Raw genomic sequence first — 22,584 nt, forward strand, 5'->3', positions numbered from 1 at the left:
AGCATCATTCTTGCACTGGAGGAGAAGTCAGACTACCGTGTAATAACATCGCTACGGTATGCTGAATTGCACGCTGGTGAAAGCTGCGATTACGTAAGGTTTTACCTAGAATAGCAGCAAATTGTGCATCAAAATCGGCATAACTTTGGGTAATTGACCATAAATTCAAAACAAATAACTCAGGATCTATGTGTGCCGCCATTTTACCTTCGGCCTGCCATTGCTGTAGCACTTTGAGTTTACGCTTGACGTGTTTTTTAATTGAACCTTTCAGTACTGTCTGAATATATGGCGCGCCCTGAATAATTTCCAAAGCAAACAGTTTCGATGCTTTTGGATTCGTTCTTGAAAACTCAATTTTCTGGGTAATATATTGCGTTAAAATTTCCTCTGGAGCCAAGCCCGACTCAAACAATTGCAGTGGCTCAATCCATTTTTGAAGAACAGACATCAACACTTCAACGTACAGCGCCTCTTTATTTTCATAATAATAGAAAATATTCGACTTATGCATATGTGCCAGCTGAGCAATTTCATCCAGACTTGCCCCATTAAAACCGTACACAGAAAATACATCTAAGGCAGCACTTAAAAGTTGATTACGTTTTTGCGTACTTTTCTTTAGTTCCATTGCCAACACAACAATTTCAGAGAAATGATTTTGATTGTAGAGCAATTCTGTGAATTTGTGCACTCATCTTGTCAGGAAAAGTGCTATTCCATAAAAATAAAATGGGATTTAAAAACTGCATCGAAATTTCAGATTATCTTTTTAAATACCAAGGAATTACGCTGATAGTTATATAGTGCTTGTCGAGCATTTGGTAAATCATCGACTGTGGCATGGCTAAAGCCATGTTCCAGAAACCAATGGGCTGTGCGTGTGGTTAAAACAAACAGCTGATGAATGTTTAACGTACGGGCTTTTTCTTCAAGGAAATGTAAAATCTGGCTACCACGATTTGACTTACGATAACTTGGGTGTACCGCCACGCAAGCAATTTCTGCTGACGCTATTTCATTTGCTGTCGTTGGAATCGGATACAGAGCCGCACAAGCCAAAATCGTTCCATCACGCTCAATCACTGCAAACTGATTAATCTCGGTTTCCAAGCGTTCACGCGAACGGTAGACTAAAATCCCCTGTTCTTCGAGTGGACGCAGTAAGTTAATTAACCCCCCAACATCCTGAATATTGGCCATACGTACTTCTTCATAATGCGCATCGGTCACCATTGTCCCTATCCCATCACGGGTAAATAGCTCCTGAATTAATGCACCATCATGCGCATAAGGCAAAACATGTACCCGCTGTACCCCATTCAATGCCGCATCTTTTGCCCCTTGTAAATACAGCGCCATTTGACTCTGAGCTTGCTGATATTGGGTAATATATTGATCGAGTTGATGCGGTACAATTTCACGCTGCAACTGCCCTTGCGAGTTGAATACCCCATTCTGATTACCCAAGAAAATCAGTTTTTCAGCTTTGAGCGCAATCGCAGTTTTAGTTGCTACTTCTTCCGCCAACAGGTTGAATACTTCACCCGTGGTTGAATAGCCCACTGGGCCTAACAAAACAATATTATGTCGTTCCAACAGACGGGTCATCGCATCGACATCGACACTACGCACCTCCCCTGTAAGTTGAAAGTCGATACCATCGCGAATGCCATATGGTTTTGCAGTCACCAAATTTCCCGATACCACATCAATACGCGCACCAAACATCGGAGAATTTGCTAATCCCATCGATAGTAACGCTTCGATTTGCATACGCGCTGCCCCCACCGCCTGCATCACGCAAGGCAACGCTTCACGAGTAGTAATCCGACGCACATCATGAAATGGCGTTTGCAAATGCTGAATTTGTAGTTGGGCATTAATTTGCGGACGAGCGCCATATACCAGTACCAGACGAATACCCAACGAATGCAGTAATGCAATATCATGAATAATATATTGAAAATTCTCATGCTGGATGGCTTCACCATCAAACATCACCACAAAGGTTTTATTACGATGTGCATTAATATACGGAGCGGAATGACGAAACCAATGCAAATAATCCTGCGTATTTTGATGAACAATCGCAGTAGAATCTTGTATTTTTTGCATGGTGATCTCAAAGGTATGGCATATCTCCAATATTCTAAACAAAAAACTGCGAAGAAACAGTGCTTGCAGCAGCTACATTTTGATGTGTTGATTAAATCGAATATTTGATTATTACAACGTTGTCAGCGATTGCTTACATGAGTTACCGCTGTCAGCGGCTATAGTGCTCCTCTATTTTTTATTAATATAAAACCATACAGAAACAGGACGTTTCTTAATTAAAAGAATAAAAAATCTAGGTATGGAAACCTTATGGTACGACAAGGAGTTGTACCCTCGGTGAAGAATCAAAAAAAGCCTCAACAGGATGTTGAGGCTTTTTTTGCTTTATACCTGAGCTTTTTGCAATGTTTGCACACGCATGTATAAGCGGATCACCCAAAATACACCACCTAAAATACAACCGATTGCAATCGTTTCTAATAAACTTGGCAATCGCCCTGCAAAAATATAAGAATAACTACACGCAAACAATGTCTCAAAAACCATCAGTTGTCCCCCCAAACTAATTGGCAACCGTCTGGTTGAAGCACTCCATAAAGCGTTCGCGACCCATGAACCTGCAATGGCCAAAAATAAACTCACAGCACCAAATGTCAGCCACTGCTGGGTCGTTTGCTGTAGAAACCAAGCTTTAGGCATAACAACAACTGTTAAAATCGCAGCAGGTAACGCGATTAAACCTGTCATAATTCCCATTAAACTTGACCATTCATGACTATTGAATGCACTCTCTTTTAAATAACGTGCATTATGAATTGCAAACCATGACCAACTTCCAACCGCTGCAACAACACAAGCCATGCCAAAAATTCGCTGCGCAGTACTCGAATGCACTCCTAAAAATACATCAGGAATAAAGTTAATCAGAATTAAGCCCAGCGCTACCATACACAGTGGCAGTTTTAGCTGTGAAAATGGCAAGCTCGACTGCTCACCTCGCCCTAAAAAAGCAATCGACACAGGCATTAACCCATTAATCAATGACGTCATGGTAATTCCAGCAAACTGCACTGCCGTACCAATACAAGCAAAATACAAAATATTACCTGCAATCGAGAGCTGAATTAACTTATAAATATCTGCTTTACCAAGTTTTTTTATCAGTTTTTTTAAACTAGGCAATGCCAAAACTAAAGAAATCAGCCCATACAGCACAAAGCGTACGCTACTAATCAGTATCGGATTAAATTCAGGAATGAACCATGGGGCAACAATCGTTCCACCCCATAAAGCACAGGCTAAAATCGCAAAAATAATGCCTTGTCGCATACTGATTTTTCCTAAAAATAAAACAGCAGCATAAACAGATCACAACAAAATGACTAAAGATCATTTAGAATCTACCCATTCCTCAAAGGAATAGCAGAGGGTTTAAAATGAGTCGCTATATCAAAAAATTACCACCACTTGAAACCCTGATTGCATTTGAATCAGTAGGAAGGCATGGCAGCTTTACTCAAGCAGCAACCGAGCTGTACCTGACACAAAGTGCGGTCAGCAAGCAGATTCGGCAACTTGAAGATTCCTTAAAAATTCAGCTATTTGAACGCAAACCACGCGGTGTGGTACTGACGCCTGCGGGGGAAGAATTACATCAGACCACAGAACAGATCTTTGAAAAATTACAACATAAAATCATTAAGTTACAGAAAACTCATCAACCAAACTGTGTCACTATTCTCGCAACGCACGCACTTACTCAATTTTGGTTATTTCCCAAATTGGTTGAATTTCATAAAGCGTATCCAGATATCACGGTACATGTCGATGCAATTAATACGATGGATGAATCCAGTTTCACCCAGTACGATCTCGGCATTTTATATGGTGCAGGACATTGGTCATCACTACACAGCCAATGCTTGATTCCCGAAGTTATCTACCCTGTAGCTCATCCTGATATCGATATTTCTCAGATTCATAGCTTACAGGACTTAGCTGCCGTTCCTTTAGTGCAAATCAATGCCAGCGCATGGGACTGCTTAGATTGGAAGGACTGGTTTCAACACTTTAATATGCCTTACCAAATTGCTTTGGGAAGCCCAACTTTCAATCAACTTACTCTGGCTTTTCATGCAGTACAACAAGGTATGGGGATAGGACTAGCGTGGAGCTTTATGGCAGATGAACTGGTACATACAGGTAAACTACAACAGGTAACAAAATTTAAGTGTAATACAGGCAATGGAGAATTTTTAGTTTATGAAAAGCATCGTAAATTAAGTGAAGCAGCCCAAATTTTTCACGATTGGCTTATTAAATCAATTTAGACCTATTCACCATCATCATTTATCAAACTTTCTTTATTTTTTTAGGTGAACATCTAAATAACTTTTAAACTAATCCATTTTAGGTATGCATAAAAAAGCACCCCCTGCTCTATTGAGTCAGGGGGTGCTTAGAATAATGAGCTGGCGATGACTTACTCTCACATGGGTAACCCCACACTACCATCAGCGCTAAGAGGTTTCACTTCTGAGTTCGGGAAGGGATCAGGTGGTTCACTCTTGCTATGGTCGCCAGCACAACTGTTTATGGACATTTTCGGGTTTTATGCTCAGATCACGTTGATCTTGTTGCTACCGTACTGTGTACCAAATGAGTTATTAACAAATTGGTTAACTGAGTCGAATTTTATGTTCTAGCGTTTACTAAATCAAGTTCTTTGTTTCAGATCAGATTTAACTGATCTTTTATGAATCGATTTAAGCTTTATATACAACTGCTTGGGTGTTGTATAGTCAAGCCTCACGAGCAATTAGTATTGGTCAGCTTCACATATCACTATGCTTCCACACCCAACCTATCAACGTCCTAGTCTCGAACGGCTCTTTAGAGGAATAAATTCCTAGGGAAATCTTATCTTGAGGTAGGCTTCCCGCTTAGATGCTTTCAGCGGTTATCCCTTCCGAACATAGCTACCCGGCGATGCGACTGGCGTCACAACCGGTACACCAGAGGTTCGTCCACTCTGGTCCTCTCGTACTAGGAGCAGATCCTCTCAAATTTCCAGCGCCCACGGTAGATAGGGACCGAACTGTCTCACGACGTTCTAAACCCAGCTCGCGTACCTCTTTAAATGGCGAACAGCCATACCCTTGGGACCTGCTTCAGCCCCAGGATGAGATGAGCCGACATCGAGGTGCCAAACACCGCCGTCGATATGAACTCTTGGGCGGTATCAGCCTGTTATCCCCAGAGTACCTTTTATCCGTTGAGCGATGGCCCTTCCATACAGAACCACCGGATCACTAAGACCTACTTTCGTACCTGCTCGACTTGTGGGTCTCGCAGTTAAGCGCGCTTTTGCCTTTATACTCTACGCGTGATTTCCGACCACGCTGAGCGCACCTTCGTACTCCTCCGTTACTCTTTAGGAGGAGACCGCCCCAGTCAAACTACCCACCAGACATGGTCCTCGTCCCGGATCACGGGACAGAGTTAGAACCTCAATATTACCAGGGTGGTATTTCAAGGATGGCTCCATTGGAACTGGCGTCCCAACTTCAAAGCCTCCCACCTATCCTACACAAGTAAGATCAAAGTTCAATGTCAAGCTGCAGTAAAGGTTCACGGGGTCTTTCCGTCTAGCCGCGGGTACACCGCATCTTCACGGCGAATTCGATTTCACTGAGCCTCTGCTGGAGACAGCGCCGCCATCATTATGCCATTCGTGCAGGTCGGAACTTACCCGACAAGGAATTTCGCTACCTTAGGACCGTTATAGTTACGGCCGCCGTTTACTGGGGCTTCGATCAAGAGCTTCGCTTACGCTAACCCCATCAATTAACCTTCCAGCACCGGGCAGGCATCACACCCTATACGTCCACTTTCGTGTTTGCAGAGTGCTATGTTTTTAATAAACAGTTGCAGCGGCCTGGTTTCTGTGGCTGCCAATAGCTCATCCCGCAAGGGGAATCACCGTCAGCAGCGTACCTTCTCCCGAAGTTACGGTACCATTTTGCCTAGTTCCTTCAGCAGAGTTCTCTCAAGCGCTTTGGTCTACTCGACCTGACCACCTGTGTCGGTTTAGGGTACGATTCCTGTGTAACTGAAGCTTAGAGACTTTTCTTGGAAGCATGGTATCAGCCACTTCACTGTACAAGTACAGCTTGCTATCAACTCTCAGCATAGAGCACCCCGGATTTGCCTAAGATGCATGCCTACTGTCTTTCACCTGGACAACCAACGCCAGGCTGACCTAACCTTCTCCGTCCTCTCATCGCATTACACAGAAGTATTGGAATATTAACCAATTTCCCATCGACTACGCCTTTCGGCCTCGCCTTAGGGGTCGACTCACCCAGCCCCGATTAACGTTGGACTGGAACCCTTGGTCTTTCAGCGAACGGGTTTTTCACCCGTTTTGTCGTTACTCACGTCAGCATTCGCACTTCTGATACCTCCAGCAGACTTCTCAATCCACCTTCATCGGCTTACAGAACGCTCCCCTACCACTTGACTAATGTCAAATCCGCAGCTTCGGCACATAGTTTTAGCCCCGTTACATCTTCCGCGCAGGCCGACTCGACTAGTGAGCTATTACGCTTTCTTTAAAGGGTGGCTGCTTCTAAGCCAACCTCCTAGCTGTCTATGCCTTCCCACATCGTTTCCCACTTAACTATGATTTTGGGGCCTTAGCTGGCGGTCTGGATTGTTTTCCTCTTGACTACGGACGTTAGCACCCGCAGTCTGTCTCCCGGATAGTACTCATAGGTATTCGGAGTTTGCATCGGTTTGGTAAGTCGGGATGACCCCCTAGCCGAAACAGTGCTCTACCCCCTATGGTATTCGTCCGAGGCGCTACCTAAATAGCTTTCGGGGAGAACCAGCTATCACCGAGTTTGATTAGCCTTTCACCCCTATCCACAAGTCATCCCCCGGCTTTTCAACGACGGTGGGTTCGGTCCTCCAGTTAGTGTTACCCAACCTTCAACCTGCTCATGGATAGATCACCCGGTTTCGGGTCTATACCCAGCGACTAAAACGCCCTATTAAGACTCGATTTCTCTACGGCTCCCCTATACGGTTAACCTCGCCACTGAATATAAGTCGCTGACCCATTATACAAAAGGTACGCAGTCACACCACGAAGGTGCTCCCACTGCTTGTATGCATGCGGTTTCAGGATCTATTTCACTCCCCTCACAGGGGTTCTTTTCGCCTTTCCCTCACGGTACTGGTTCACTATCGGTCAGTCAGGAGTATTTAGCCTTGGAGGATGGTCCCCCCATATTCAGACAAGGTTTCACGTGCCTCGCCTTACTCGTCATCATTATATGTGCCCTTTCGTGTACGGGACTATCACCCTCTACGGTTGCACTTCCCAGAGCATTCCGCTAAAACACATATAACTTAATGGGCTGATCCCCGTTCGCTCGCCGCTACTGAGGGAATCTCAATTGATTTCTTTTCCTAAGGGTACTGAGATGTTTCACTTCCCCTCGTTCGCCTTGCAACACTATGTATTCATGTTGCAATACCTACCTTATGGTAAGTGGGTTCCCCCATTCAGACATCTCCGGATCACAGGATATTTGCCGCCTCCCCGAAGCTTTTCGCAGGCTATCACGTCTTTCATCGCCTCTGACTGCCAAGGCATCCACCACATGCACTTAATTACTTGACTATACAACCCCAAACAGTCGTTATTACCTACAAGTAGTAATAAGACATGATCAATGATTTCTCATCAATCTCTTACAGTTTGAAGTACTGTGTATCTAAACACTGTACAGCTTCAATCTAATTCATATACCAAAACGCTTGATTCAGTTAATTTGCTAGTTCTCATTTCATTCTTTCGAATGAATGAGTTGAACAATTTATTTCAGACTCAATTTTACCAATCTGTTAATGAGTTAATGTGCCCTCGTCGGATCACACTAATACCGTGATACTTAAATCACAGAAGTTAATAAAATAAAACCTTCAGGTTTTTCTCTTACTAAATTCTGTAATCTTTAGCTCGAACTCTAATCTTCAGAATTCGTGGTGGAGACTAGGAGAGTCGAACTCCTGACCTCCTGCGTGCAAAGCAGGCGCTCTACCAACTAAGCTAAGTCCCCAGCTTATATCATCAATTTATATCGAATTGTCTTTGGTGGGTCTGACAAGACTTGAACTTGTGACCCCACGCTTATCAAGCGTGTGCTCTAACCAACTGAGCTACAGACCCATTCGATATACCAGAAGAACAACTTGTTGTGGATTCTTACCAATCAATCCGTCTTTTCGTTAAGGAGGTGATCCAGCCGCAGGTTCCCCTACGGCTACCTTGTTACGACTTCACCCCAGTCATCGGCCACACCGTGGTAACCGCCCTCATTGCTGTTAGGCTAGCTACTTCTGGTGCAACAAACTCCCATGGTGTGACGGGCGGTGTGTACAAGGCCCGGGAACGTATTCACCGCGGCATTCTGATCCGCGATTACTAGCGATTCCGACTTCATGGAGTCGAGTTGCAGACTCCAATCCGGACTACGATCGGCTTTTTGAGATTAGCATCCTATCGCTAGGTAGCAACCCTTTGTACCGACCATTGTAGCACGTGTGTAGCCCTGGCCGTAAGGGCCATGATGACTTGACGTCGTCCCCGCCTTCCTCCAGTTTGTCACTGGCAGTATCCTTAAAGTTCCCGACATTACTCGCTGGCAAATAAGGAAAAGGGTTGCGCTCGTTGCGGGACTTAACCCAACATCTCACGACACGAGCTGACGACAGCCATGCAGCACCTGTATCTAAGTTCCCGAAGGCACCAATCCATCTCTGGAAAGTTCTTAGTATGTCAAGGCCAGGTAAGGTTCTTCGCGTTGCATCGAATTAAACCACATGCTCCACCGCTTGTGCGGGCCCCCGTCAATTCATTTGAGTTTTAGTCTTGCGACCGTACTCCCCAGGCGGTCTACTTATCGCGTTAGCTGCGCCACTAAGGTCTCAAAGACCCCAACGGCTAGTAGACATCGTTTACGGCATGGACTACCAGGGTATCTAATCCTGTTTGCTCCCCATGCTTTCGTACCTCAGCGTCAGTATTAGGCCAGATGGCTGCCTTCGCCATCGGTATTCCTCCAGATCTCTACGCATTTCACCGCTACACCTGGAATTCTACCATCCTCTCCCATACTCTAGCTAACCAGTATCGAATGCAATTCCCAAGTTAAGCTCGGGGATTTCACATTTGACTTAATTAGCCGCCTACGCACGCTTTACGCCCAGTAAATCCGATTAACGCTTGCACCCTCTGTATTACCGCGGCTGCTGGCACAGAGTTAGCCGGTGCTTATTCTGCGAGTAACGTCCACTTACTTTGGGTATTAACCAAAGAAGCCTCCTCCTCGCTTAAAGTGCTTTACAACCAAAAGGCCTTCTTCACACACGCGGCATGGCTGGATCAGGCTTTCGCCCATTGTCCAATATTCCCCACTGCTGCCTCCCGTAGGAGTCTGGGCCGTGTCTCAGTCCCAGTGTGGCGGATCATCCTCTCAGACCCGCTACAGATCGTCGCCTTGGTAGGCCTTTACCCCACCAACTAGCTAATCCGACTTAGGCTCATCTATTAGCACAAGGTCCGAAGATCCCCTGCTTTCTCCCGTAGGACGTATGCGGTATTAGCGTTCCTTTCGAAACGTTGTCCCCCACTAATAGGCAGATTCCTAAGCATTACTCACCCGTCCGCCGCTAAGCTAAGGTGCAAGCACCTTCGCTCCGCTCGACTTGCATGTGTTAAGCCTGCCGCCAGCGTTCAATCTGAGCCATGATCAAACTCTTCAGTTTAAAATCATTGCACTTTACTAAAAGTGCTAAATCTGGCTCATTAATCTTACTGACTAAAAATTCGCTCAAATAAACTTCGAGAAATTTCTACCAATTCAATCAATGAAATATATATTCGACTGATCAACTGATAAAAATCCACACAAGTTGTTCTTCCAATTCTCTTAATGATCTTCTTTTTATTTCGTCAATAAAAAGACAACACAACTTCAAAATCCTTCACCCTAGAGCGAAGATTTGTTTCATCAATTGCGTTGGGATGAGTGCATTATAGGTGATTTTTTGCAGCACGCAAGTGCATTTTCATGCATGCTGCATCGAGTGTATTTATTTTACACAGCAAATAAAATTAAGATGTTGATATATATGTGTTTTATTTTTTATTTATTTTGCACGGCTTTGCTCACTATCTGCACACTTTGAATAATAATCGGCTTAACAGGTACATTTTGGTGCATACCATAATTTGTAGTTGGCACTTTAGAAATACGGTCAACAACATCCATACCTTTTGTCACCTTTCCAAATACTGCATAACCCGCATCAAAAGCACTTCGATCTAATGCTTTATTGTTTGCAGTATTAATAAAAAACTGGCTTGTTGCTGAGTCTGGATCATTGGTTCGTGCCATTGCCAAAGTACCGCGGAGATTTTTCAAACCATTGTAAGATTCATTTTTGATTGGGGGTTTTCCTGACTTCTCAGCCATGCGTAGATTAAGACCACCACCTTGAATCATGAATCCTGGAATTACTCGATGAAATAATGTGCCTGAATAAAAGTTCGATTTAACGTAGTTTTTAAAGTTTTGGGTCGTAATCGGTGCTTGCTGGTCAAAAAGCTCTATTTCAATATTGCCTGCATTGGTTTTCATTTGTACAAATGTATTTGCAAGCGCCATTTGCCCTGTGAGAAGTAATCCTAAACCTAATGTAATTTTCTTCATGTCATCAACCTTTAATTCATTATATAAAGTTGCATGAGTTTAATTGAGTTCTGTTTATTTTGCTTTTATATCTCTTTTATAGGTGTTCCACGTGAAACTTAGATGACAGTTTTTAAAAACTTATAAAATGTTTGACCTATATCTACAAGGTCTTTTTTAGCCTGAGCAGAAACCGATGTCAAGTTTATAAAACCGTGTGCTTGATGCTGATAATTTTTATATTTTACTTTTACACCTGCATGATGCAAAAGCTGTGCATAGTGCTCCCCTTCATCATGTAAAACATCATGCCCTGCCGTGACAATAAAAGCAGGTGCCAACTGCTTGAACTCACCATAAATTGGAGAAACCAGCGGATCATCTAAAGACAAATGATTTTGGAGTACATAGTGCTCAGTAACGCTGTCAATATCAGATTCGGTTAAGAGCAAACCTTCTTTATATTTAAAGAAAGAAGGATAACGACTTTTAAAATCAACTGCAGGGTAAATCAGAAGCTGGGCGACAGGTGCTATTTTTTGTCGAGCTAGCCGCTGAGAAATAACAGTGCTGATATTGCCCCCAGCACTATCACCTGCAATAGCAATCGCATTTTTCATAATATTAAATTGGTGTTGGTTCTGCCAGACCCAACACCACGCAGCTTCACATACTGCTATCAGGTGCTGCGCGGATACGTCAGGCACTAAAGGGTAATCAATACTTAAGATTTGACAATGGCTATGTTTGCCAACCACGCGGCAGGCTTCATCATGCGTGTTCAGATCTCCCAGCATAAAGCCACCTCCATGATAAAATACAATCATAGGGCATGGCTTATTTGGCATTGGGTGATAATGTCGGGCTGTGAGTGAACCTGAGTGCAATTGTAATTGTAAGTTTTGTACAAAGGGTAATGTAGTCGGCTTATATATAAGTTCTGCCATACTGCGCTGAAAGTTCTGACGCGATTGTATAAGATCAGGTTTAAGTAATCCCCGATACCCTTGTTGATATTGATATGCCATCAGGCATTGTAAAACAGGATCCAGTTGTGGGTAACTGTAGGGATAGCTCAGCCAATCTACCAAGCGGCGTTGTAATTGTTTTGGTGTGTAATTCAGGCTGCGAGCGAGCAACGCTGTTCTTTTTTCCCAAAGATGATGCAACATAATAGTCACTCAACCCAATTCTTTTTATTTAGATCATTATCTTTATAGCATAAAAGATATGGATCACAGCGAGTGCCACAATCCATATCTTTTGTTTTTTCATCAAGTGCTGTTGTTTATGGCACGACTGAATTATTGCATGTTGGTTGCAGGTGTATTGCTCGCTGGAGTTAATGTTTGCTGCATACTGGCATCAGTACTTGCTGAATCTGAAGCAACCGAGTTCGGTGTTTGATTATCGGCTGAAGCATTCATTGGAGATGTTTCAGTCGTTGTTGGTGCATCTGGTTTTACTTCATGTGAAGCACAGCCCACAGCTGAAAATGTAAACCCTGCAGCGGTTAATGAGAATATTGCTAATTTTTTCATCTTCACTCTCGTATTTAAAAATTAAAAAACTTCAAAAGAAAAACTCGTAAACGAGCTGTTGCATCATGGCGAAGTTTAAAAATGGAAAATACGCTTTAAATGCTATGTTTTTTTAATAACCTTTATAGTTATTGGTCGCTTATGTTATTTAGCCTCGACTTCGCTACATTGTAACCGAGTATTGACGCTTCCCAAGCGTAAGATTACTACATTCATATTTAACAGAATTCGGCACGAGAGATTTCAGTTTCAATCTTAATTTTTTTCAAATTTTCTTTTATAAAAAAACAACGTAGTTTTAACAGTTTTTGAGAATAATTTTCACATAATGGCGGGTTTGATATTGATCTAAAAGATCGCCATGACATTATGTTTTTATGATGTAACTTTCCTACCTCTGACAACATCAGTGCAAATCCACAACACTATAATTAATGGATATAAGGGATAAAAAACCTGTCATTTTCTTCAATCTGTAAAATTAAAAGCTTTAAATCAAACTGAGTGCTTGAATTTTCCTGTACAGCCCATATTTCTCTAACAGCAAAAGAAAACCCAAACCATGGCAGTTCAGAATTTATGCAGTTGCACCACTGATGCCGAAGGACTGTACATGTTTAAAAACCTTTTTAAGCGGAGATCATCAATGGCGAATGAGCACAATGACCAAACTCAAGACCTAGAGCAAGAACAACTTGAGCAAGCTGAAGCACAACCAAATGCAGAAGTGACCGTTGAAGATTTAACAGCTCAGATTGCAAAACTTGAAGAAAGTTTGAAACTTGAAAAAGCGCGTGCTGCCAATGCCGTATATGAAGCAGAAAAAGTCAAGGAACGGGTTGAACGCGAAGCAGATGCAGCGAAAAAATTTGCTGTTGAAAAATTTGCAAAAAGCTTGCTTGATTCTGTCGATAACCTAGAACGCGCCATTCAGGCGGCAGGTGATGAAGAAAGTCCGCTTCTTGAAGGGGTTAAACTGACGTTAAAATCACTCACCCACGCACTTGAAAAATTTGAAGTTCTGGCTGTTGATACGGCTAACGGCTTCAATGCCGATTTGCATCAGGCGGTGGGAATCGACCCAAATGCCAAAGCAGGCGAAATTGGTAACGTGTTGCAAAAAGGCTACACCCTTTCTGGTCGTCTATTGCGCCCTGCAATGGTCACAGTTGGTCAATAAGCCTACAATTTGGAGGGTTTTCCAATTTTTTTCACAAAAATTGCTTGAAAAAAATGGATTCACTCTCATATCGAATAACAAGCATAAACAATTGCAAAAAAATTTTTGAGGAACACATAAATGGCTAAAATCATTGGTATTGACTTGGGTACAACCAACTCATGTGTTGCAGTACTTGAAGGCGACAAAGTAAAAGTTATTGAAAACGCTGAAGGTGCGCGCACTACCCCATCGATTATTGCGTACAAAGATGGCGAAATCTTGGTTGGTCAATCTGCAAAACGTCAAGCAGTGACTAACCCGAAAAACACATTATTCGCGATTAAGCGTTTAATTGGTCGTCGTTATGAAGATCAAGCGGTTCAAAAAGACATTGGTCTTGTACCGTATAAAATCATCAAAGCAGACAATGGCGATGCTTGGGTTGAAGTCAACGACAAGAAATTAGCACCACAACAAATCTCTGCTGAAATCTTGAAAAAGATGAAGAAAACTGCAGAAGACTACTTGGGTGAAACCGTTACTGAAGCGGTAATTACTGTTCCTGCTTACTTTAACGATGCACAGCGTCAAGCAACTAAAGATGCGGGTAAAATTGCAGGTTTAGACGTTAAACGTATCATCAACGAACCAACGGCTGCGGCACTTGCGTTCGGTATGGACAAAAAAGAAGGCGACCGTAAAGTTGCAGTTTACGACTTGGGTGGTGGTACATTCGACGTATCAATCATTGAAATCGCAGACCTTGATGGCGACCAACAAATCGAAGTATTGTCAACCAATGGTGACACATTCCTTGGTGGTGAAGACTTTGATAATGCATTGATCGAGTTCTTGGTTGAAGAATTCAAGAAAGAACAAAGTGTGAACTTGAAAAATGATCCACTTGCGTTACAACGTTTGAAAGAAGCTGCTGAAAAAGCAAAAATCGAGCTTTCTTCTTCTAACGCAACTGAAATCAACTTGCCATACATCACTGCTGATGCAACTGGTCCTAAGCACTTAGTGATCAACGTGACTCGTGCGAAACTTGAAGCATTGGTTGGTGATTTGGTTGCACGCACCATTGAACCATGTCGCGTTGCACTAAAAGATGCAGGCTTATCAACTTCAGATATTTCTGACGTGATCTTGGTCGGTGGTCAAACACGTATGCCAATGGTTCAGCAAAAAGTCCAAGAATTCTTTGGTAAAGAACCACGTAAAGATGTAAACCCTGATGAAGCAGTTGCAATCGGTGCAGCAATTCAAGGTGCGGTATTGTCTGGTGATAAAACTGACGTATTGCTTCTTGACGTGACTCCGTTGACACTTGGTATCGAAACAATGGGCGGCGTATTAACTCCGATCATTGAGAAAAACACGACGATTCCTGCGAAGAAATCTCAAGTGTTCTCTACAGCTGCGGACAACCAGCCTGCAGTAGATATTTCGGTTTACCAAGGTGAGCGTAAAATTGCACAGCAAAACAAATTGCTAGGTAACTTCCAGTTGGGTGACATCCCTCCTGCGCCACGCGGTGTGCCACAAATTGAAGTATCGTTTGACATTAATGCTGATGGTATCTTGAAAGTTTCTGCAAAAGACAAGAGCACTGGTAAAGAGCAATCGATCCAGATTAAAGCCAACTCTGGTTTGTCTGATGCTGAAATCGAAGCAATGATCAAAGATGCTGAAGCAAATGCTGAAGAAGACCGTAAATTTGAAGAGCTAGCGAAAGCACGTAACGAAGCTGATGCTTTGGTTGCAAGCTCAAACAAAGCTGTAAAAGATTTAGGTGACAAAGTCACTGAAGATGAAAAAACAGCGGTGACTACAGCAGTTTCTGAACTTGAAGCAGCAACCAAAGAAAATGACGTTGAAGTGATCAAAGCAAAAACTGAAGCGCTTCAAAACATCTTGATGCCAATCACACAACGTGCTTATGAACAAGCGCAAGGTGCTGAAGGTGGTGCGCAAGGTTTTGATCCAAATGCATTCCAAGGTGGTAATGCAGGTGCGCAACAACAAAAAGCTGATGATGGCGTTGTTGATGCTGAATTCACTGAAGTAAAAGATGACAAAAAATAATTTGTCGCTTTAACTAAAAAACCGCGCGCAAGCGCGGTTTTTTTATATCGGCATTACATGTACTCAAACAGGTACAGATTTTATAACATCGTCTGTTTATAATGCTCAGCACCTCTATGTCCGATCTACTTGACATGAAAATGATGCTGCTGCTCCAGTCTGAAAAAGTGATGTATATCAGCAAGATTTTGAGCTGTGCTGTGATTATCACCCTACTCTCTATCATTTTTGACAAGGATAAAACCAGCAATTTTTTTGTTTGGGCATCACTGACTGCTTTTTCGACTTTACAATTTAGCAGGCAAAGTAAAGTAAACTTTAACCAGATTATTGGTAACGTCATCGGCTCGATCATTGGAATTGTGATCTGGGTATTCATGACCCATGTGTCAGCTCATCATCTGTACTATATTAATCTCGAGTACTGGTTTCTGATTTTGGGTATTTTTGTGACCACCCTGCTCTGCATTATGCTCAATCACAGTGAATATTGCGGGATTGCCTTGTCGAGTTTTTTAATCGTGACGATTTATGATGTGGCACATCACACGATTGAAGGTGCATTATCGCGAATTTTCTTTTGTATTATTGGATGTTTAATTGCTTATCTGGTTGATTTCATTAGCCGCCAGATTGAACAAAAATGGCTATTTTATAAAAGCCAAGACTGAGAATAACTGATCAATTTATTGCAACAAAAAATAAAACTGACAGGGCTAAATATACAATGAAAACAGGAAGTTTATTGCTGATCGCTTTGTGGGTTGCACTCTTGTTCTATCAACACATGCAATATCCACAAGTCAGGTTGAACCCGATTTCAACCCAGCTTTTTCACCCTTTTGATACACGCCTACATTATCGGATTGGTGACGTCGATCCGCGCTTTGAATTATCCCGCAGTGAATTACAACAACTCGCCGAGCAAGCATCCCATATCTGGCAACAAGGTACGGGAAAAGACTGGTTAGTTTACGACCCACATGCCCGCCTGCAAATTAACTTTATTTATGATCAGCGTCAGGTCAATACCACACAGCGTCTCAGTGAGCTGCAACAGATTGAGCAGACTCAAAACCAGCAACAACAGCAGCAGCAACAAATTGATGGTCATAAAGCTGAAATTTTACGTGCACAACAAGCCATTCAGCTCAAGCAAGATATCTTTCAGCATGAACTCAATCAGTACAATTCTATTGTGGAAATGGTCAATACTCATGGCGGTGCAAACCTTGAACTAAAACAACAATTTGATCATCAGAAACAGCATCTTGAACAACTCAAAGCTGAACTAAATCAGGCAATGGCTCAATATAACCAACTGGTACAACAATCAAATGCCCAAGTACAAAACTATAATCAGACCACTCAACAAATTAACCAGTCTATCCAGACTTATAATCAGCACTATGCAGCACGTGCCTTTGATAAAGGGCTTTTTAATGGACGCAGCATTAATATTTATGAATTTGAAAATCAGGATGATTTACGTCTGGTGATTGCACACGAGCTGGGACATGCCTTAGGTTTAGCCCATACCGAAGTCAATTCGCATGCCTTGATGTACCCTATATTAAAAGATCAGAATATGCATAATTTCCAGCTGACTATAGATGACCGCTTGCTATTGCAACAAAATTCTTCTTGGAAAAAGTTTTTGGATAAATTCAATCCATAACGCCATGATGCAAGCGAATTTCATGCTATGGTTATGCGAGATACCTTAAATTCGATGGAGATCAGCGTGAGTTATTATCATATTATTGTCGAAGTGAATGATCACATCAGCACAATTGAAGAAACACGTGATATTGAAATCTTTAATATTGAAGAGCTTACCCCTTATCTGCATGGGCTACTGCTGCCTTATTTCAATAAACAAATGATCGAATTTGAGGACGAAAATATTCCATTTGACGATATTTTGCATCTTGAAATTAAACAGACCAAAATGCCGATTGAATACCTGATTGAAGAAGAGCAAAAAGAATTACCGAGCGATACGGATGTCACAATTACCGCGCACGAAATTTTTAATGATCGTGAACTGAGTCAAGATGTGACAAAAGTGATTTTTGATGTTCTCGATGCAGTCAAAATTGATCGTGAGAGTTTTTAAGCATGATTCTTGAAAAAGGTCTGAACTTTCAGACCTTTTTCAATGCTACTGCTGAATTATTGCATCATTTTAACAGCTTGTTGTTGGCGCAGTGCCTGTAAAATTTTTTGCCCTGCCCGACCTGTAGCTGGCAAGCCCAAACGCTGTTGTTCCTGTTGAATTGCCTGACGGGTTTTATCCCCAATCAAGCCATCTGGGTTACCAATGTCATAACCCTTGTTTAAAAGCATCTGCTGAATTTCACGACGCTCTGCACGTGATGTGCCTGCATCATCAGTTGGCCAAGCAGTTCTAAACTCGCCCTGCCCTTGTAACCGATCCGATAAATGCGCAATTGCCAAGGCATAACTTTCCGAAGCGTTATAACTATAAATTGCATCAAAGTTTTTAAACACTAAAAACGCTGGGCCATTTGTGTCTGTAGGTGTCATTAAACCTGCAGACGTTGTATCACTCAAATTTCCCTGAATTAAAGCAGAACCATCGGCACGGACTACCCCGCGTGAAAGCCAGTAACTGAGTGGTTTTTTATTGCGTCGACTTTCACCTACAATCGACATCCCTGCTGGTAATTTGACTTCAAAGCCCCACGGCAAACCTGTTTGCCAGCCTGCTTTTTTCAAGAAATTGGCTGTAGATGCCAAAGCATCAGGCACACTCGATACTAAATCACGGCGGCCATCTCCATCAAAATCAACGGCTAAACGCTCATAAGTTACAGGCATAAACTGAGTATGCCCAAAAGCTCCTGCCCATGAACCTTTTAACTGATCTAGGGATAAATCACCACGTTGCAAGATACGCATGGCAGCAAAAAACTCACCCCGAAAATAACTTTGACGGCGTCCTTCGCAGCTTAAAGTTCCCAATGCCTGTAAGAGCGGATATTTTCCTGAAATATCCCCATAATTACTTTCCACACCCCATACCGCCACAATCGTTTCGACAGGCACACCATAAACTTGTGAAGCACGGTTTAAAACTTCACGATACTGAGCAATTTTCTGTTGCCCTTGCTGGACACGTTCATCATCGACTAACCCAGACAAATAATCCCAAATCGGCGTTGAAAATTCTGGTTGGTAGTTAAGTTTTTCTAATACTGAGCGATCAGGTGTTAAGTGCTGGGTGTACTGATTATAAGTTTCAGCATTCACACCAGCTGCCTGAGCTTGAGAACGCAAGTTTGCTAAGCATTGCTGAAATTGATCTTGGCCAAAAGCATTGGGTGGAGAAAATTGCGGAGAACTACTGATGATTGTTGTGTGATGGCTCTTGTCTGTATCACTCACACCATTAATGATTAATTCTGCATGAGTATGAGTTGTTGCTAGAAAAAGACTACCGACAAGAAAAGGAAAAGGACGCATATGATCTTGCTCGCCATTTTGAATTCAAATAATCACCCTAACATATCATTATCCCAAAAAAATGACGATGCAATTTAAATTCAAATGTACAAATACTCGCAATTTCACAGCATTTCTGCGTTTTGAATTTAAATTCAAATTTTTAAATTCAAAACAAATGAATTCATTTTTACAATAAGGGAAATGAAGATAAAATTCATAAAATGAGAATGTGGATATCTTTTAACTTATCCACAAAAATAAAACAAGTCACTGTTTTTAAAAATTAAAATTAATTGTATTTTAAAAATTGATAGTTTTGCATGTTGAGCTACAGCAGTTATGATTTTTTGAATTCATTTTTTTAAATTTGAATTCAAACCAACTTTTTAAATTCAAAACTTTAAATTCAAATTTAATTTTCCAGTGTGTGGATTTATCCACAGCCTCAATCATTTTGAATTTAAAACGGCGGCTATCTTGCCTGAGAAATTGTCAAAAAAAAAGCGCTTGCCGAGACAAACGCTTTTTTTAACAACAATCTAGCTTCAGATGTTCATATCTTGAGTTAATGCCAGTGGTTCAGGCAAGATTTTCGCCAATTGACGACATAAAGTCGTTAATTGCGCAGCATCGACTGGCATTAAAGTAATGTGTCCAAGCTTACGACCTTGACGTTCAGTTTTGTTATACAAATGCAGATGCGCACCATCTAATGCCAACACATCTTCGGTTTTTGGATGCTGACCGATGATATTAATCATCACCGTTGGACGAACAACATCTGTTGAACCGAGTGGCAAGCCCGCAACGGCGCGAATGTGGTTTTCAAACTGTGAGCAGACTGCACCTTCAATTGACCAGTGTCCTGAGTTATGCACACGTGGCGCCATTTCATTGGCATATAGGCCTTGTTCTGTCACGAACAGTTCAAGCGTCAACACACCGACATAATTCAAATGATTGAGCAAACGGGTAATATAGTCCTGTGCCACAGGCTGCAAATCTGCACTGTTTGGCGCAGGTACAATCGAGTGTGACAAGATGCCGTTATGGTGATGGTTTTCTGCTAGCGCCCAAGTTTTGACTTCACCATTCTGCCCACGTACCGCAATAATTGAAACTTCGCGCGAGAATTTTACAAAGCTTTCAGCGATCAGGCTTTTTGCAGGGCCGAGTTCTGCCCATGCGGTATCGATCTGATCTTCAGAGCGCAAGACAAACTGACCTTTACCATCATAACCGCCTGTCGCAGTTTTCAGGACAATTGGCAAACCCAAGTCAGTCACAGCCTGTTTTAGGCTCTCAAGGCTATCCACAGCACGATAAGGTGCAACTGGAATACTCAACTGATCAAACAAGGCTTTTTCAAGCAAGCGGTTTTGTGCAATTGCCAACGCCTGACGCGGTGGATGCAATTGTTTGCTTTGCGTCAACACGTCGACATCAGCCAATGGTGTATTTTCAAATTCCAGACTAAAAACATCTGCACTGTCAATAAATTGCTGCAAACCGTTTTCTGCCTGACTTGAAATCACCTGACCCAACACAGCAGATGGGCAATCGGTACTGGCTTCAAAGAAAGTACATTGGATATTTAGTGGTAACGCAGCTTGAGCCATCATACGACCCAGTTGACCACCACCAAAAATTCCGATGGTTTTGTTCATGATCAAATCTCGTTTATACCTGACCTGGAATGTTGTTGTTGGCAACTTTAGCAGTTTGTGCTTCACGGAAAGCTGTGACATTTTTAGCGATGTCAGCACGCGTCAAACCTAAAATTTGTGCTGCCATAATCGCGGCATTGGTTGCACCTGCAGGGCCAATCGCCAAAGTACCTACCGCAATACCTGCTGGCATTTGTACGATCGAAAGGAGAGAGTCGACACCATTTAAAATCGATGATTTGACTGGAACACCTAAAACAGGTAAATCCGTTTTCGCCGCACACATACCAGGTAAATGCGCTGCGCCGCCAGCACCAGCAATAATCACTTGAATACCGCGTTCGCGCGCGGTTTCGGCATATTCAAACAAACGATCTGGAGTACGGTGTGCAGAAACTACTTCAGCTTCAAAAGGGACACCAAGCTGTTTTAGCATATTGGCAGTGTGTTCTAAGGTTGCCCAATCAGATTGAGAACCCATAATAATTCCGACTAAAGGTTGAGCGTCTGGAGCTGCGACCGTATTCATTGATATTTCCAAAGCGTAAGTAGATCAATGCGCTTAGCAAAGCCAAGAAGTGCATTGCATAAATATTAGGGCACTCTAGTATAGCGGTTTTTTTCATCCTCTCCAAAAATACTCATCGCTTCACCACGAATTTGCAGATTATTGGCTACGAAACACAAAATACACACAGCCGAGCAGGCAACATCCCGCCCAGAGATAATCCAGTTTGAAAGGTTGTTTAAATAAAAACAGCATGAAGGGCACAAACACCAGTAAAGTCACGACTTCTTGGGTAATTTTCATTTCGCCCATGCTAAAGCCTTGCTGGGCAAATAAGCGCGTGGCAGGAATCATGAAACTATATTCGAGGAAGGCAATACACCAACCAAATAAAATGGCTTTCCAAAGCGGAGCAGCATGTAAAAATTTCAAATGCCCATACCATGCCAATGTCATGAAACAGTTGGAAATAATCAGCAAAATAAAGGGTAAAGGCGTGATCAAAATGTCAATTCCAAATAAATGATTCTGATTTATATTATAGTTTTACCAAAATCATGTCATGATTTCTCAGCGCATCAAGATGCTTGAAATACATTTAAAAATATTAAAATCAGCATGTTATAAAAGAAAGATCTTTATAGGATTTTTGTTTAAAGCATCATCCTGATAAATCCCTTAAAATGCACACAGAAAATTTATTGGGTCATTGCCGAAAAATGTTGAACCTGACACAACTTAATTATGATTTATTTAAAATAATTTATATGACGGGACGTCATTCTGAATTTGCTTTAAGCGCTGCCTTGTTTTTCTCACATTATCTCACCACAATTTTAGCGGTCATTTTGCTGTTTAGTATGGCACTTAGAAAAAGCTATCCCATCCTGTTTCTTAAAGCGTTGGTACTGACTCTTTGCGCCTCTCTTTTAAATTATATCTTTGATCATACTTTTGATTTTCCACGCCCATTTACGCTTGGTTTAAGTCAAAACCACATCAAACATTCAAATAACAACTCATTTCCAAGTAGCCATATGCTGGTGATGAGCACGATTGCCTTTGCTTACTGTTTTTCATCCAAATTCTGGATTGGCTGTGGCCTGTTGCTAGCAGCACTCGCTGTTGGCTGGTCACGGATTTATCTGGGTGTGCATTTTCCCTTTGATATTTTGGGGGCTTTGCTGATTGCACTGGGCTTAAATTTTGTAGCGTATCAAGCTCTCAAAAAATATCCACGCTGGATTGGCTAAAGTCCAATCCTCATGGCAAACCCATACAAGTTCTCACGTTTTTTGACTATCTTTTCAAATACAGCCTTGCT

General features: G+C 42.2%; 17 protein-coding genes, 2 tRNA genes and 3 rRNA genes. 7 read left to right on the top strand and 15 right to left on the bottom strand.

What is annotated here, in order from left to right:
* Positions 1-4: 4 nt before the first annotated feature.
* The 3 genes from P255_RS12935 to P255_RS12945 all read right to left on the bottom strand — a co-directional run bounded on the left by P255_RS12935 (position 5) and on the right by P255_RS12945 (position 3,390).
* Positions 5-631: a TetR/AcrR family transcriptional regulator gene (locus tag P255_RS12935; RefSeq protein ID WP_004902907.1), complete on the bottom strand. Its 627-nt coding sequence runs from the start codon at positions 629-631 to the stop codon at positions 5-7.
* Positions 632-759: 128 nt separating this feature from the next.
* Positions 760-2,118, bottom strand: a complete 1,359-nt coding sequence (argA, locus tag P255_RS12940; RefSeq protein ID WP_004902908.1) for an amino-acid N-acetyltransferase — start codon at positions 2,116-2,118, stop codon at positions 760-762.
* A gap of 327 nt (positions 2,119-2,445) precedes the next feature.
* Complete coding sequence (locus P255_RS12945) at positions 2,446-3,390, bottom strand: DMT family transporter (RefSeq protein WP_004902910.1); 945 nt, start codon at positions 3,388-3,390, stop codon at positions 2,446-2,448.
* A gap of 107 nt (positions 3,391-3,497) precedes the next feature.
* Between P255_RS12945 and P255_RS12950 the strand changes: the two genes are divergently transcribed.
* Complete coding sequence (locus tag P255_RS12950; RefSeq protein WP_004902912.1) at positions 3,498-4,391, top strand: LysR substrate-binding domain-containing protein; 894 nt, start codon at positions 3,498-3,500, stop codon at positions 4,389-4,391.
* A 139-nt stretch (positions 4,392-4,530) separates the two neighbouring features.
* On the opposite strand, the gene rrf is transcribed toward P255_RS12950, so the two are convergent.
* The 8 genes from rrf to P255_RS12990 form a co-directional block, all read right to left on the bottom strand.
* A 5S ribosomal RNA gene (gene rrf, locus P255_RS12955) occupies positions 4,531-4,645 on the bottom strand.
* A 213-nt stretch (positions 4,646-4,858) separates the two neighbouring features.
* Positions 4,859-7,750 (bottom strand): 23S ribosomal RNA (locus tag P255_RS12960).
* A 363-nt stretch (positions 7,751-8,113) separates the two neighbouring features.
* Positions 8,114-8,189, bottom strand: a tRNA-Ala gene (locus P255_RS12965).
* A 33-nt stretch (positions 8,190-8,222) separates the two neighbouring features.
* Positions 8,223-8,299 (bottom strand) — tRNA-Ile (locus tag P255_RS12970).
* Positions 8,300-8,359: 60 nt separating this feature from the next.
* Positions 8,360-9,897, bottom strand: a 16S ribosomal RNA gene (locus P255_RS12975).
* The 16S, 23S and 5S rRNA genes sit together here with 2 tRNA genes alongside, the layout of an rRNA operon.
* A gap of 380 nt (positions 9,898-10,277) precedes the next feature.
* The gene (locus tag P255_RS12980; protein WP_004902914.1) at positions 10,278-10,844 is read right to left on the bottom strand and encodes a peptidylprolyl isomerase A; all 567 of its coding nucleotides are present in this window, start codon (positions 10,842-10,844) and stop codon (positions 10,278-10,280) included.
* 98 nt (positions 10,845-10,942) lie between these two features.
* Entirely contained in the window at positions 10,943-11,995 is a 1,053-nt protein-coding gene (locus P255_RS12985; RefSeq protein WP_004902916.1) for an alpha/beta hydrolase, read from the bottom strand.
* 132 nt (positions 11,996-12,127) lie between these two features.
* Complete coding sequence (locus P255_RS12990) at positions 12,128-12,364, bottom strand: hypothetical protein (protein WP_004902918.1); 237 nt, start codon at positions 12,362-12,364, stop codon at positions 12,128-12,130.
* A gap of 646 nt (positions 12,365-13,010) precedes the next feature.
* Here P255_RS12990 and grpE point away from each other — a divergent pair.
* The 5 genes from grpE (at position 13,011) to P255_RS13015 (ending at position 17,733) form a co-directional block, all read left to right on the top strand.
* Positions 13,011-13,544 carry a nucleotide exchange factor GrpE gene (gene grpE, locus P255_RS12995; RefSeq protein ID WP_004902922.1) on the top strand — a complete coding sequence of 178 codons (534 nt, stop codon included), beginning with the start codon at positions 13,011-13,013 and terminating at the stop codon, positions 13,542-13,544.
* A gap of 120 nt (positions 13,545-13,664) precedes the next feature.
* Entirely contained in the window at positions 13,665-15,614 is a 1,950-nt protein-coding gene (gene dnaK / locus P255_RS13000) for a molecular chaperone DnaK (RefSeq protein WP_004902925.1), read from the top strand.
* Between the two features lie 140 nt (positions 15,615-15,754).
* Positions 15,755-16,285 carry an FUSC family protein gene (locus P255_RS13005; RefSeq protein WP_228130669.1) on the top strand — a complete coding sequence of 177 codons (531 nt, stop codon included), beginning with the start codon at positions 15,755-15,757 and terminating at the stop codon, positions 16,283-16,285.
* A 56-nt stretch (positions 16,286-16,341) separates the two neighbouring features.
* Positions 16,342-17,292, top strand: coding sequence for a M57 family metalloprotease (locus P255_RS13010; RefSeq protein ID WP_004902928.1), 951 nt, complete (start codon positions 16,342-16,344; stop codon positions 17,290-17,292).
* A gap of 66 nt (positions 17,293-17,358) precedes the next feature.
* Positions 17,359-17,733, top strand: a complete 375-nt coding sequence (locus P255_RS13015) for a hypothetical protein (protein WP_004902930.1) — start codon at positions 17,359-17,361, stop codon at positions 17,731-17,733.
* Between the two features lie 56 nt (positions 17,734-17,789).
* Here the strand turns inward: P255_RS13015 and P255_RS13020 are convergent, their stop codons facing one another.
* The 4 genes from P255_RS13020 to P255_RS13035 form a co-directional block, all read right to left on the bottom strand.
* Positions 17,790-19,103 (bottom strand): lytic murein transglycosylase, encoded by a 1,314-nt coding sequence (locus P255_RS13020; RefSeq protein WP_004902933.1) that lies wholly within the window; start codon positions 19,101-19,103, stop codon positions 17,790-17,792.
* Between the two features lie 527 nt (positions 19,104-19,630).
* Entirely contained in the window at positions 19,631-20,752 is a 1,122-nt protein-coding gene (locus P255_RS13025) for a 5-(carboxyamino)imidazole ribonucleotide synthase (protein WP_004902935.1), read from the bottom strand.
* 13 nt (positions 20,753-20,765) lie between these two features.
* Positions 20,766-21,281, bottom strand: coding sequence for a 5-(carboxyamino)imidazole ribonucleotide mutase (purE, locus tag P255_RS13030; protein ID WP_004902938.1), 516 nt, complete (start codon positions 21,279-21,281; stop codon positions 20,766-20,768).
* A 138-nt stretch (positions 21,282-21,419) separates the two neighbouring features.
* On the bottom strand, positions 21,420-21,764 hold the full coding sequence (locus P255_RS13035) for a DMT family protein (RefSeq protein WP_004749247.1): 345 nt from the start codon (positions 21,762-21,764) through the stop codon (positions 21,420-21,422).
* 263 nt (positions 21,765-22,027) lie between these two features.
* On the opposite strand from P255_RS13035, the gene P255_RS13040 reads away from it, so the two are divergent.
* A complete protein-coding gene (locus P255_RS13040) occupies positions 22,028-22,513 on the top strand; it encodes a phosphatase PAP2 family protein (protein ID WP_228127519.1) in 486 nt (161 codons plus the stop codon).
* Positions 22,514-22,584: the final 71 nt, after the last annotated feature.

The sequence above is a fragment of the Acinetobacter brisouii CIP 110357 genome, from assembly GCF_000488275.1.
Taxonomy (GTDB): Bacteria; Pseudomonadota; Gammaproteobacteria; order Pseudomonadales; family Moraxellaceae; genus Acinetobacter; species Acinetobacter brisouii.